Here is a 13291-nt window from a genome sequence, read left to right on the forward strand (position 1 = left end):
GAAAGCGCTGTTACAGATTGTAAACTGCGCCTCCTCGCCTGTTCCGCACGCGGGTGCGCGCCTCCCCGGCGGCCTCTGGCTGTCAGTGTGGTGAGCCGCTGCACCGCGCAGGGTTTTCACGGACGAGACTTGGACTCAGGTTCTGAGCCGGTTCCATTCGCATCAAAGGAGATTGAGCGCAATGTATAACCTTCCACCGTCGCTGATACCCGTGCTGGTCGGGGTCGGCCTGGTCGTCCTGCTGATCGTCGGCCTGCTGGCCTTGTTCAAGGCCTTCTACATCAAGGTTCCGCAAGGCACCGCTCTGATCGTCAACGACATGTCGTCTACGCCCAAGGTGCATTTCACCGGCGCGCTGGTGTACCCGGTCATCCACCTCAAGGAGTTCATGAAGATCTCCCTGATCACCCTGGAAGTCGACCGCCGGGCCAAGGACGGGCTGATCTGCCGCGACAACATGCGCGCCGACATCACCGTGGCGTTCTACCTGCGCGTCAACGAGACCCAGGAAGACGTGCTCAAGGTGGCCAAGGCCATCGGCGTCGAGCGTGCCTCCGATCGTGCGGCGGTGAACGAGCTGTTCAACGCCAAGTTCTCCGAAGCCCTGAAGACCGTCGGCAAGCAATTCGACTTCGTCCAGCTGTTCGAGAACCGCCAGGAGTTCCGCGACCGCATCGTCGAGGTGATCGGCAACGACCTCAACGGCTACGTGCTTGAAGACGTGGCCATCGACTACCTGGAGCAGACCTCCAAGGCATCGCTGGACCCAAGCAACATTCTCGATGCCGAGGGTATCCGCAAGATCACCCAGCTGACTGCCGCGCAGAACGTCATCACCAATGACCTGGAGCGCAACGAAGAGCTGGCGATCAAGAAAAAGAACGTCGAGACCCGCGAGGCGACACTGGCCCTCGAGCGTCAGCAAGCCGATGCCGAAGCGCGCCAGAAGCGCGAGATCGAGACCATCCAGGCGCGTGAGCAGGCCGAGACCCTCAAGGTCAAGGAAGAAGAACGCCTGAAGGCCGAGCAGGCCCGCATCCAGACTCAACAGGAGCTGGATATTCGCGCCGAGAACCACCAGCGCGAAGTGGAAGTGGCCCAGCAGAACCGCCAGCGTGCCGTGGTCATCGAGGTGGAGAAAGTCACCCGTGCCAAGGATCTGGAAGTGGTGGCCCGCGAGCGCGAAGTCGAGCTGCAGCGCATCGAGAAGGAAAAGGCGCTGGAAGAAGAGCGCAAGAACATCGCCAGCGTGGTGCGCGAGCGCGTCGCGGTGGAGAAGACCGTGGCCCAGGAAGAAGAGCGCATCAAGGAAGTCCGTGAGATATCCGAAGCCGAGCGCATGAAGCAGGTCACCGTGCTCAATGCCCAGGCCGAGGCCGAGCAGGAGCTGGTGCGCCAGGTCAAACAGGCCGAAGCCGACGAAACCCGTTCCAAGCACAAGGCGGTGGAAATCAACAACCTCGCCCAGGCCGAACTGGAGGCCGCGGCCAAGAGCGCCGAGGCCAAGAAGAAGCTGGCCGAAGGTATCGAAGCCGAGCGCGCTGCGCCCGGCCTGGCCGACGCGCGGGTACGTGAAGTCACCGCCGCGGCCAAGGAGAAGGAAGGCCTCGCCGAGGCGCGCGTGCAGGCTGAGCGTCTGATCGCCGAAGCCAAGGGCGAGCAGGAGAAGGGCCTGGCCCAGGCGCGTGTCACCGAAGCGCAGGCCGCCGCCAAGGAGAAGGACGGCCTGGCCGATGCCAAGGTGCTGGAAGAGAAGCTCGGCGCCCAGGCGCGCGGCGAAGAGCAACTCGGCGCGGCCAAGGCCAAGGCGACCCAGGATCTGGGTATGGCCGAGGCACAGGTGCTGCTGGAGCGTCTGAACGCCGAGGCCGAAGGCCTGGGCAAGAAGTTCGGCGCGCTGGACGCGCTCAGCGACAACGCCCGCCAGCACGAAGAATTCCGCATGCAGCTGGAGAAGAGCTTCGAGGAGGCCATGGCCGCCATCGCCGCCAACAAGGAAATTGCCAAGGATCAGGCCGAGGTGCTGGCCACCGCGCTGGCCAAGGCGAAGATCGAGATCGTCGGCGGGGAAGGCGACTTCTTCAACTCGTTCGCCAAGTCCCTTTCCGTGGGCAAGGCCATCGAGGGCGTGGTCGGCAAGAGCCCGGTGGTGCAGGACGTGCTCGCGCGTCTGCTGCAGGGCCGCGCCGCCGAAGCCAAGCCGGCTGCGGTGAGCGACAGCGACGCGGTGTAAGCGACGGTGCCAGGCGCCAGCCGCTCCGGCTGGCGCCTGTTTCGCGATTCGGTGCGGGCTGCGCCCGCGCTTTCAGGCCATCAGGCCTGCCCCAACTACAAGGAAAGTGGCATGTCGCAATCTAGAGATCACCTGGAAATGACCTTTCGCAGCATCCAGTGCTTTGCCGATGACGGCCGCCTGGACGCCGCCGAGCTGGGCTCGCTGCTGGACATCGCCGAGCGCGATGGCGTGATCGATGACGACGAGATCCGCGTACTGACGCGCATCATCGCCCGCATCAAGCCCGATGAGCTCGACCCCGCGATGCGCGAGAAACTCGCCGAAATCGCCCGCAAGATCGGTGCCTGAGCACCGCCTCATCAGTGTCGGCCCCGTGCATGACGGGGCCTTGCTTGCAGACCGCGCAGATTCAGGAAGACCATGATGTCGGACGCCCAGGCCGAAAACACCCAACAGGACATTCTCGACAAGGCCGTTGCCGAAGGCGGCGCCTACGAGGTGCTGCACAAGCGTCTGCAGGAGCAGGGTTTGCGCCTGCGGCGCAGCACCGAAGCGCTCAACGAGCAGCGCTTGCAGGAGTTCGGCAGCAGCCAGATGGAAGTCATTGGCCGGGTGCGCATCCGTACCGAGAACAACTGCATCGCCCGCGACATCGTGCAGGTCGGTGACTGGTTGCTGTTTGGCTACAACGTGTTCCTGGGCCTGAAGAAGGAAACCGCGGTCGCCGACGTGTTCTCGCTCTATCGCCTGGTCGAAGGCAGTGAGGGCTTTGAGGCCGAGTCGATCGCCCTGGATGGCACCTTCCTGAGCCAGAGCGGCTTCGTCAACGACTTCAACGAGCTGTACACCTACTACAAGAACACCCGCCTGCTGCAGCTGGCGATCCGCGACGGCAAGCTGCTGGCCAGCTTCCAGATCGGCGAACGGATCACCGACATCCGCGTGTTCCGCTGGTCGCTGTCGCTCGACGGCAAACAGGTGCACTACATCGACAACCGTGGCGAGCGCGATATCGCGCTGCCCGCACCCTTCGATTTCGAGTGGCAGAAAACCACCCGCGAGATGACGGTCAATGGCCGCCATCCGCACCTGAACATCCTCGACACGGTGTTCGTCGAGACGGTTGGCGGCGACCTGACCATCAAGGTCGAGAACAACACCGAAAGCGGCCAGGGCATCTACCGCGAAGAGGTGATGGACAAGACCCAGTCGCTGGACGATGCGCAGATCGAATATGCCGCCCTGGGCAGCCTGATCCTGCTCAAGGTGCTGCCGTACCGTGAAGAGCAATGGCGCTACCTGGTGTTCAACCGCCTGACCCGCAAGGTCGAGCGCATCGATGCCATCGGCCTGGCCTGTGTACAGTTGCCCGAAGACCACGGCATCATCTTCCCCGGCGGTTACTACCTGCAGAACGGCGAGCACAAGACCTTCGAGCAATCGATGGCCGGCATGCGCTTCAAGCGCTCGGTGCGGTCGCCCAACGGCGAGGACGTGCAGTACATCTTCTACCACCCGGGCGAAGGCCGGGCGGTGCTGCTGACCTATAACATGGTCACCCGCCAGCTGCAGAACCCGATCTTCGGCCACGGCTATGCGCGCCTCGAAGACGGCCGCATGGTGATCTTCTCCGCCGAGGGCGACGAGCCGACGCGCATCCACCCCATGCAGGTCTGGCAGACACCGTTCGAGAGCGAGGAATACGCCGCCCGCCAACCGGCGCGTAGCGGCTTCTTCGGGCGCATCGGCAATGCCGAGCTGGTGCGCGGGGTGTCCGACCTGTTCAACCTCAGCCGCGAGATCGACAGCCGTGAAGTGTCGGTGGCGCGCTACAGCCTGCTGTGCCAGAACACTCGCCGGCTGTTCGATATCTACCACTGGCTGAGCGACCCGCAATGCGCCGAGCTGGCGCCGCTGCTGCGCGAGATCGCTGCCACCGGCGAGCTGGTGCTCGACGAGTTCGAGAAGGTCGAGAGCATTCGCCAGCAGTCCGCCGCGGCCATGGCCGAGGCCGAAAACCGGCAGAAGGCGCTGCTCGAAAGCGTGCGTTCGGATACCTGGGACAAGGTCGAGCAATACGTCGAAGCGCTCAATGCGATCACCGCCCAGCGTGGCCAGCTGCTGACCATCCGCGACTATCGCTACATCGACGTGGCGCGCATCGACACCATGGAAACCGCGCTGCTCGAGGCCCGCGACCAGACCGCCGCGGCCACCTCGCGCTTTCTCGCCGGCGACGCCGCGCTGCAGCCCTATCACCACAACCTGCAACTGCTCGACGAGCAGGCGCAGAAGGCCGAGAGCGTCGCGCAACTGGCCGAGCCGCTGGCCAGCCTCCACGAGATGGCTGGCAATCTGGACATGCTGTCCGGCCTGATGGCCTCGCTGCAGATCGACGATGCCACCGAGCGCACGCGCATCGTCGACGCCATTTCCGAGGTGTATGCCAAGCTCAACCAGGCCAAGGCGCGCGCCGAGCAGCGCCGCAAGGGCCTGGGGTCGGCGGAAACCGTGGCGCAGTTCGGCGCCCAGTTCAAGCTGTTCAGCCAGAGCATCACCAATGCCCTGGCGTTGGCCCAGGATCCCGAGCGCTGCGACGAGCAGTTGTCGCGGTTGTTGGTACAGCTCGAGGAGCTGGAGAGCCAGTTCGGCGATCACGAGCAGTTTCTCGGCGACATCCTGGCCAAGCGCGAGGAGTTGCTGGAAACCTTCGAGGCGCACAAGCAGAGCCTGCTCGACGAACGCCAGCGCAAGGCCCAGGGCCTGCTCGACGCCGCGCGGCGGATTCTCGACAGCCTTGGTCGACGCACCGCCAAGCTTACCGAGGCTCAGGAGCTCAACGCCTTCTTCGCCGCCGACCCGCTGATTCTCAAGCTGCGCGAACTGGCCGAGCGCCTGCGCGAGCTCAAGGACAGCGTCAAGGCCGATGACGTCGAGGCGCGCCTCAAGGCCGCTCGCGACCAGGCAGTGCGTGCGCTGCGCGACAAGAGCGAACTGTTCGAGGCCGGTGGTGACGTCATCAAGCTGGGGCCGCGCCACCGTTTCGCGGTTAACACCCAGGAACTCGACCTGACCCTGTTGCCGCGTGGCGACGGCTTGTTCCTGCACCTGACCGGTACCGATTTCCTCGAGCCGCTGCACGATGCCGGGCTCGAGGGCCTGCGCGATTACTGGCAGGTCAGCCTGGAGTCCGAATCGGCGGCGCTGTATCGCGGCGAATACCTGGCCGGCCTGGTGCTCGACGCTGCGCTACGCAATAGCGACGGCCTGAGCCTGGATCAGCTCAAGGCGCACATGAGCCAGCCCGACGAGTTGATCAAGCGCATCCGCGAATTTGCCGCGCCGCGTTACAAGGAGGGTTACCAGAAGGGCATCCATGATCAGGACGCCATGGCCATTCTGCTGCGCCTGCTGACGCTGCGCGAGGCGGCTGGTCTGTTGATCTATTCGCCACGGGCCCGCGGCCTGGCGCTGTTCTTCTGGAACCGCTGGCGCGAAGACGCGGAGGCTGCCCACTGGCCGGAGCGTGCCCGTACCTGTGCCAACATCCGCCAGCTGTTCGGCCGTGACGAGGGTATCCGCCAGCTGCGCGAGGACGTGCTCAAGGCGCTGCACGGTTTTCTCGTCCGCCACCCGATGCCGTTCGACGCTGCCCTGCAGCGTGAGGCGGCCGAGTACCTGGTGGAAGAACTGGCCGCCCCGCGCATCGAGTTCGTGGTCAGCAAATATGCCCGCGAGCTGTTCGATGGCCTGCGTCAGCACCTGGAGGCCGCCCATATGTGGGAGGGCTACCTGCAGGCCCAGGAGCGCCTGCGCGGGCGCCCGGACCAGCGCTGGGCGTTGGCCGAGAACTGGCTGCAGGCCTATTGCGCGCAGCAGGACCGGGAACATCTGCAGGCGTACGTTGCCGAGGCTGTGGCCCTTGGGCTGATCGACAGCGACGTGCCGCTGCGGGTTACCGAGGCGGACCTGCAGGTGCGCGTCGAGGGGCTGCTCGGCGATCACCCGCGCATTCAGGACGGTACCCTGAATTTTGCCCTGCACGATTTCTTCCAGCGCCTGCGCCACCACCGCGAAACCTTCCTGCCCGAGCTGCAGCGCTACCAGAGCCTGCGCCAGGAGGTGGTCAACCGCGAGCGTACGGCGCTGCGCCTGAGCGAGTTCAAGCCACGGCCGCTGTCGTCGTTCGTGCGCAACAAGCTGATCAACGATGTTTACCTGGGCTTTATCGGCGACAACCTGGCCAAGCAAATGGGCACCGCCGGGGAGAACAAACGCACCGACCTGATGGGCCTGCTGATGCTCATCTCGCCGCCCGGCTACGGCAAGACCACGCTGATGGAGTACGTGGCCCATCGCCTCGGCCTGATCTTCATGAAGATCAACGGCCCGGCCCTCGGCCACGTGGTGCGCTCCATCGACCCGGCCCAGGCGCCGGATGCCACCTCGCGCCAGGAGCTGGAAAAGCTCAACCTGGCGCTGGAAATGGGCAACAACGTGATGCTCTATGTCGATGACATCCAGCATACCCACCCGGAGTTCCTGCAGAAGTTCATCTCGCTGTGCGACGGCACGCGGCGCATCGAGGGCGTGTGGAAGGGCCACACCAAGACCTACGACATGCGTGGCAAGAAGTTCTGCGTGGTGATGAGCGGCAACCCGTACACCGAGTCCGGCGATGTGTTCAAGATCCCCGACATGCTCGCCAACCGTGCCGACATCTACAACCTGGGCGATACCCTGGGCGGCATGCAGGAAGCCTTTGCGCTGTCCTACATCGAGAACAGCCTGACCTCCAACCCGGTGCTGGCGCCGCTGGCCACCCGCGAGATGGCCGACGTTTACCGTTTCGTTGCCAAGGCCGAGGGCAAGCCGTTCTCCGCCAACGAGCTGTCGCACAGCTACAGCGGCGCCGAGATCAACGAGATCGTCGCCACCCTGCAGCGCCTGATGCAGGTGCGCGACGTAGTCGGCCGGGTCAACCAGCAATACATCGTCAGTGCCGCCCAGGCCGACAGCTACCGCACCGAGCCACCGTTCAAGCTGCAGGGCAGCTACCGCAACATGAACAAGATGGCCGAGAAGATCAGCTCGGTAATGAACGACGCCGAGCTGCTGCAACTGATCGCCGACCACTACCAGGGCGAATCGCAGCTACTCACCACCGGCGCCGAGGAAAACCTGCTCAAGCTCGCCGAGCTGCGTGGCAACCAGACGCCCGAGCAGCTCGAGCGCTGGACGCAGATCAAGCGCGACTTCATGCGCAACAAGGCCATGGGCGGCAGCGACTCGGACATCGGCGCCCGCGTGGTGGCCCAGCTCAATGACCTGGTCGAGGGCGTGCGCGGCCTGGCTCGCAGTGAGCCTGCAGCACCTGCAGCCGTGCCCTGGCAAGAGCTGCTGGCTGGCCTGGAGCGCCTGCGCGAAGTGCAGCCGAAGGTGGAGGTGGCCGTGCAGGCGCAACCGCAACCTGGCGTGCAGGCGCTGCTCGAACGGCTTGCCGATGGCCTGCAGGACGGCGTGGTGCCGCTGATCAACGCCATGGACAAGAAGATCGACATCGACCTGGGTACCCACAAGCGCATGGGCGACATGGCCCAGCAGCTGCGTGAGATCGCCCGGATGATGGGGCAGGGCGGCGAGGCGCCGTGACGCTCTGGCTGTTGCCGCGCCTGAAGCTGCTGTTCGGCATCGCCGCGGTGATGGTCGTGCTGCAACTGATCAATAGCCTGGACGGTTACAGCCTCAATCGCTTCGGGCTGATCCCCCGGGAGCTCCAGGCACTGCCAGGCATCCTGCTGGCGCCCTGGTTGCACGGCAGCTGGCTGCACCTGTTCGGTAACCTCAGCGGCTTCATGGTACTGGGCGCCCTGGCGCTGCTGGAGTCGCGCGGAGAGTTCATCCGCGCCAGCCTGTTCATCATCGTTGCCAGTGGGGTGTTGGTCTGGCTGTTCGGCCGTCCGGGCATCCATGTCGGCTCCAGCGGCTGGTTGTTCGGTTTGTGGGGCCTGCTGCTGGGCCGCGCCTGGTTTCGCCGCAGCCTTGCCGACCTGCTATTGGCCGCCCTGGCGCTGGTGCTCTACGGCGGCTTCTTCTACGGGTTGCTGCCCCAGCAGGGTGTGTCGTTCGAATATCACCTGACCGGCGCGCTGTGCGGCGGTCTGTATGCCTCATGGCAACGCGGCGGCCAGAAACGTCGCACCCGAAAACGGACTCGACAGGGTTAAAAATGGATTTCAATCGCCTCGACCAGCACCTGCGTGACAGCCTCGTAGACCTCAAACTCAGCAACGAGGAGCGCGACGAGCTGCGCGAGCTGGGCAATGATCTGACACCCGATCAGGTGCGTTACATGCGCAACCGCGCCTTTGATCTGGTGCGCGAGCTGATCACCGACCCGGGCAATGCCATGTCGGCCCTGAAATGGCTGGAGCAGGTGATCAAGACCCTGGAAGTGCGCTGTTCACCGCTGCGCGGCCAGAGCAGTGCGCATTTCAGCCCCGGCGAAAGCTGCCGCCAGCGCATCCGTGACCTGTGCCGCCAGGCCAAGGAATCGGTGGACGTGTGCGTGTACACCATTTCCGATGACCAGCTCAGCGACGAGCTGATCGCTGTGCACCGCCGTGGCCTTGCCGTGCGCATCATCAGTGACAACGAGAAACGCTTCGACGCCGGCAGTGATGTCCAGCAGCTGATCGATTCGGGCGTGCCGCTGCGCATCGACAACAGCCCGTTTCACATGCACCACAAGTTCGCCCTGTTCGACGGTCGCCTGCTGCTCAACGGCAGCTTCAACTGGACGCGCAGCGCCAGCACCAGCAACGAGGAAAACCTGCTGGTGACCGACGATCCTCATCTGGTCGCCGAGTACCGCCGCGAGTTCGAGATGCTTTGGGAGCGCTACCGCCCGAGCTAAGAGCCTGTTCACGATCTGCTGCGCGTCGGCGCTCCTGCGTTAAAAACAAGCTGGATTGCCAGCCCAGTCGGAAAGCCGCTTGCGGCTAACGCACTTTAGTGCGGCCCCGAAGGGGCGAGCGGAGCGAGTAATGCTCATTTACAGCTCGTAAACTCGCGTGCGAGCCCAGTCCGCTTCCTCGCTTGTTTTTGTGGGGCCGCCTAGGCCTTGTAACGCTCTAGCTCGCGAAATCGTGAACAGGCTCTGATCGCTCAGCGGCGCAGTGCCGGCAGCAGCGCCAGCAGGCCGGCGGGTAGCTGGCGACGCAGCGCGTTGCTCATCGCCTCCCGGCGTTTCTGATAGAGCAGCCCGAGGCCCATCACGCCAAGACCGATCAGGCTGACCACCACCGGGAACAGCAGCGAGTCCTCGAACACGTCGTGGGCCAGGTAGCCGAGATAACCGGCCACGCCCAGGGCGCCGAAGACCATGAACAGTGGGCGTCGCAGTAGTACGGCGAGGCCGATCAGGCCCAGGTTGATCAGGCAGTACAGCAGCTTGCCGAACTCGCTGCCGCTGTCCATCAGACTCAGGCCGCCCCAGAAGGCGCTCAGCCCTGCCAGATAACCCCAGAAGGCGAAATCCTGTTTGCTGCGCCCGTCCACCAGCAAGCTGGCTAGCAGGATCACCAGGCCGAACCACAGCGATACGTCGCGTCGCTGCTCCCAGCTGAAATATTCGCCATGCAGCAGTTCGCTCAGGTCCATCGACATGAACCACAGCGCCACGGCGATCGGCATGACGATGAACGGGAAGGGCAGCAGGCGCAGTACCAGCAGGCCGACCAGCACGGTCGCCACTTCCATCACCAGCCAGCCGCCCTGTACGTAGCGGTAGTAGTCGACGTAGTCCGACTGGGCGTCGTCCATGGGCCAGGTGCCGAACAGCCGTTGCCCGGCGAACACCACCAGTGGCGTGAGGCTCACTGCCACGGCGCCCAGCAGGCCGCCGGGAATCGGCTGGCCGCGGCACCACAGGCTGCGTCCGCCGAGCAGGAACAGCAGCAGGTAGGCCGAACTGATCACCAGCAGCGCCCCGTCGCCGATGCTCATCCAGGCTTCGGTCATCAGCCAGCCCATGGCACCCATGATCAGCAGCGCGCCGAAGTAATAGGCGATGTGGGAGAGCTGGAAGCTGGGGCGCTCGCTGGGCGCCTGGCGCAGAAACTCCAGCAGCGCCTGATCCTGTCCAGGCTGTAGAACGCCGGCTTGCACGGCGCGGCTCAGGTCACTGCTGTCGATTTTCAGAGTCATGGGTGCGTCCCCGCTGGCGTGACGTCCTGTCGGCCCGTCTGGGGCAGGGCGCTGGTGAGGCTGTTCGGCCAGGGCGAGTGGGCGCCCTGGCGTGCTAACGTGGTTGTCAGTTCTTGCGCGGTACGGCTTGGAGCAGCTCGTCCGACGGCATTTCGCACTGGATCTTACGGCCAATCAGTTCCTCGATTGGCGGCAGAGCGTAGGCATCGTCTTCACCGGCAAAGCTGATCGAGGTGCCGCTGGCGCCCGCGCGGCCGGTACGGCCGATGCGGTGCACGTAGTCGTCCGGGTCTTCCGGCAGGGTGAAGTTGATCACGTGGCTGATGCCGTCGACGTGGATACCGCGGCCGGCCACATCGGTGGCGACCATGACGCGGATCTTGCCTTCGCGAAAGCCTTCCAGGGCGCGGATGCGCTTGTGCTGGGGAATGTCACCGGACATCTGCACGGCGCTGATTCCGTCGCGGGTCAGGCGTTCTTCGATGCGCCGCACTTCGTCCTTGCGGTTGGCGAAGACCATCACCCGAGTCCAGTCGTTCTGGGTGATCAGGTTGTAGAGCAGCTTGTACTTGTCTGCCGAGGCGACGGCGTAGACGTGCTGCTCGACCGTGTCGCTGGCGACGTTTTCCGGCTCGATTTCGACGATGGCCGGGTCGGTGGTCCATTGCTTGGCCAGGTTCATCACGTCTTCGGTGAAGGTGGCCGAGAACAGCAGGGTCTGGCGCTCGCCCTTCATCGGCGTCTGGCGGATGATCTGGCGAACCTGGGGGATGAAGCCCATGTCGAGCATGCGGTCGGCTTCGTCGAGCACCATCACCTCGACCATGTCCAGGTGCACTTCGCCGCGCTGGTTGAAGTCCAGCAGGCGGCCAGGCGTGGCGACCAGGATGTCGCAGAAGCGCGATTCCAGACTCTTGAGCTGCTTGTCGAAGTCCATACCCCCAACGAAGCTCATCACGTTCAGGTCGCTGTACTTGGTCAGCTCTTGCGCGTCCTTGGCGATCTGCACCACCAGCTCGCGGGTTGGCGCGATGATCAGCGCGCGTGGTTCGCCCATGTAGCGGTCTTTGGGCGGCGGCGTCTGCTGCAACTGGGTGATGATCGAGATCAGGAACGCGGCGGTTTTGCCGGTACCGGTCTGCGCCCGCCCGATGGCGTCTCGGCCCTTGAGGGTGTAACCCAGTACGCCGGCCTGGATCGGTGTGCAGTAGGGGAAGCCCAAATCATGGATGGCGTGCATCAGTTGCGGCGACAGCTTGAAGTCGTGGAAGCGAGTCTTGCCAGGTGCAGGCTCGACCTTGAAATCCTCAAGCTTCCAGGTATCGACTGGCTTGGGCGCGCGCTCGCGGCGCGGCTTGGCGGGTTTGCTCGGCGGCTTCTGCTCGGCGCTGGCGGCTTCTTTGGGCGGGCGCGGCTGGCGCTCCTCATGGGGAGCTGCGGCGGGAGGGGAAGCGGCTTCGAGGGTCGGGGAGATTGAGCTGTGTGGCTCATTTTCGGCTTTGCCGAATATTTTTTTGAGTGCTTTGAGCACGGTCATCTCGTCGATTGATTAAGGAATGAACGCCGGCCAGTGTAAAGCAAGACGCGGCGGGCAGGGAGTACCCTGCCACCGGCGCCTATGGCGGCTGGCGATCAGTGTGTCGGCAGGCTGGCGAGCAGCAGGCGCTGGACGTTGCCGCCCATGATTGCGGCGATGTCGTCGCGGCTGAAGCCGGCGCCGAGCAGACCTTCGGTCAGTTGCGCCAGGCCTGTGACGTCGAAGGGCGCGTGAATGGTGCCGTTGAAGTCGGAGCCAAGGGCCACGTGTTCGATGCCCACCAGGTCTGCGCTGTAACGAATCGCCTTGACGATGGCGGCCACTGAAGTGGCGCAGACGGCGGTGTCCCAGTAGCCGATGCCGATCACCCCACCGGTCGCGGCAATGGCGCGGATATGTCGGTCGCTGAGGTTGCGGGTGCCTGGGCAGGTGCCTTCGACACCGCCATGGGACACCAGCAGTGGGCGCGTGGCCATGGCCAGCACATCGTCCATCAGTGGGCGCGAGGCGTGAGCCAGGTCGATCAGCATGGATTTTTCTTCTAGCCGCGTGATGACCTGCCGCCCGAATGGCGTCAGCCCACCTTTGTTCAGGCCATGGGCCGAGCCACCGACCTCGTTATCAAAGAAGTGAGTCAGCCCGGCCATGCGAAAACCTGCGTCATAGAGACGATCGAGATTCTCCAGCCGGCCTTCCAGCGGATGCAGGCCTTCGGTGGCCAAGAGGGTGGCGACTCGCTGCGGGTCTTTATTCCAAGCCTGCAGAAAATCGAGCAGATCCTTGCGTGTTTTGATCTGTACCAGCCGACCCTCGCTGCCGGAGGCCGCTTCGTGCAGTTTCTCGGCTTGGTACAGGGCGCGCTGCAACAAGCTGCTCCAGGTTGCCCGTGGCCAGCGCTGGGCCATGGCGAGCAGGGTGATGGTGTCGCTGTCGGCGCCGTTGCTTTCGTAGTTCAAGCCGCGAGGCGATTTGGTGACCGTGGAAAACACCTGCAGACCAACGCGCCCGTCGAGCATCCGCGGCAGGTCCGAGTGGCCGTAGCTGTAGCGTTTTAGCAGATCACGCTCCCAGAGTAGGGCGTCATCGTGCAGGTCGGCGATAAACAGGGTGTTGTGTAGGCGCGTGGCGCTATGGCCGGCCGGGTAGGGCGCTGGCGATTCGACGCTGTTCATGCGTCGGTCGAGCACGCTTGGTAACGTGAAGAACACCGCGGCGGCAAGACCCAGAACAATCGGGATGATGAGCAGGCGCTTGCGCATGAAGGTTTTCCAGATAGGCGGAGGTCGTCAGTTTGTCACGCGCTGACGGCA

Annotated in this window: 8 protein-coding genes; 5 read left to right on the forward strand and 3 right to left on the reverse strand. The window is 64.3% G+C overall.

The window, feature by feature from the left end; genetic code table 11:
* The first annotated feature begins 181 nt into the window (after positions 1–181).
* The 5 genes from BUC40_RS15990 to BUC40_RS16010 all read left to right on the forward strand — a co-directional run bounded on the left by BUC40_RS15990 (position 182) and on the right by BUC40_RS16010 (position 9152).
* Positions 182–2233: a flotillin family protein gene (locus BUC40_RS15990; protein ID WP_073267167.1), complete on the forward strand. Its 2052-nt coding sequence runs from the start codon at positions 182–184 to the stop codon at positions 2231–2233.
* Positions 2234–2344: 111 nt separating this feature from the next.
* On the forward strand, positions 2345–2584 hold the full coding sequence (locus BUC40_RS15995) for a hypothetical protein (RefSeq protein WP_073267168.1): 240 nt from the start codon (positions 2345–2347) through the stop codon (positions 2582–2584).
* Between the two features lie 75 nt (positions 2585–2659).
* Positions 2660–7888, forward strand: a complete 5229-nt coding sequence (locus tag BUC40_RS16000; protein ID WP_073267169.1) for a DNA repair ATPase — start codon at positions 2660–2662, stop codon at positions 7886–7888.
* A complete protein-coding gene (locus tag BUC40_RS16005) occupies positions 7885–8463 on the forward strand; it encodes a rhomboid family intramembrane serine protease (RefSeq protein WP_244160661.1) in 579 nt (192 codons plus the stop codon). Before BUC40_RS16000 ends, BUC40_RS16005 begins: the two co-directional genes overlap by 4 nt.
* Positions 8464–8465: 2 nt before the next feature.
* The gene (locus BUC40_RS16010; RefSeq protein ID WP_073267170.1) at positions 8466–9152 is read left to right on the forward strand and encodes a phospholipase D-like domain-containing protein; all 687 of its coding nucleotides are present in this window, start codon (positions 8466–8468) and stop codon (positions 9150–9152) included.
* Positions 9153–9403: 251 nt separating this feature from the next.
* On the opposite strand, the gene BUC40_RS16015 is transcribed toward BUC40_RS16010, so the two are convergent.
* The 3 genes from BUC40_RS16015 to BUC40_RS16025 form a co-directional block, all read right to left on the reverse strand.
* Positions 9404–10444 carry a DUF2157 domain-containing protein gene (locus BUC40_RS16015; RefSeq protein WP_073267171.1) on the reverse strand — a complete coding sequence of 347 codons (1041 nt, stop codon included), beginning with the start codon at positions 10442–10444 and terminating at the stop codon, positions 9404–9406.
* Between the two features lie 106 nt (positions 10445–10550).
* Positions 10551–11975, reverse strand: coding sequence for an ATP-dependent RNA helicase RhlB (gene rhlB / locus BUC40_RS16020; protein ID WP_073267239.1), 1425 nt, complete (start codon positions 11973–11975; stop codon positions 10551–10553).
* Positions 11976–12076: 101 nt separating this feature from the next.
* Positions 12077–13240, reverse strand: coding sequence for a dipeptidase (locus BUC40_RS16025; RefSeq protein ID WP_073267172.1), 1164 nt, complete (start codon positions 13238–13240; stop codon positions 12077–12079).
* Positions 13241–13291: the final 51 nt, after the last annotated feature.

The organism is Phytopseudomonas punonensis (assembly GCF_900142655.1).
Classification (GTDB): Bacteria; Pseudomonadota; Gammaproteobacteria; order Pseudomonadales; family Pseudomonadaceae; genus Aquipseudomonas; species Aquipseudomonas punonensis.

What these genes read in the sequence shown, in the direction of transcription:
- BUC40_RS16000 (WP_073267169.1), top strand. Translation starts at nt 2,660, where the DNA reads ATGTCGGACGCCCAGGCCGAAAACACCCAACAGGACATTCTCGACAAG.
- BUC40_RS16010 (WP_073267170.1), top strand. Translation starts at nt 8,466, where the DNA reads ATGGATTTCAATCGCCTCGACCAGCACCTGCGTGACAGCCTCGTAGAC.
- BUC40_RS15990 (WP_073267167.1), top strand. Translation starts at nt 182, where the DNA reads ATGTATAACCTTCCACCGTCGCTGATACCCGTGCTGGTCGGGGTCGGC.
- BUC40_RS16015 (WP_073267171.1), bottom strand. Translation starts at nt 10,444, where the DNA reads ATGACTCTGAAAATCGACAGCAGTGACCTGAGCCGCGCCGTGCAAGCC.
- BUC40_RS16025 (WP_073267172.1), bottom strand. Translation starts at nt 13,240, where the DNA reads ATGCGCAAGCGCCTGCTCATCATCCCGATTGTTCTGGGTCTTGCCGCC.
- BUC40_RS15995 (WP_073267168.1), top strand. Translation starts at nt 2,345, where the DNA reads ATGTCGCAATCTAGAGATCACCTGGAAATGACCTTTCGCAGCATCCAG.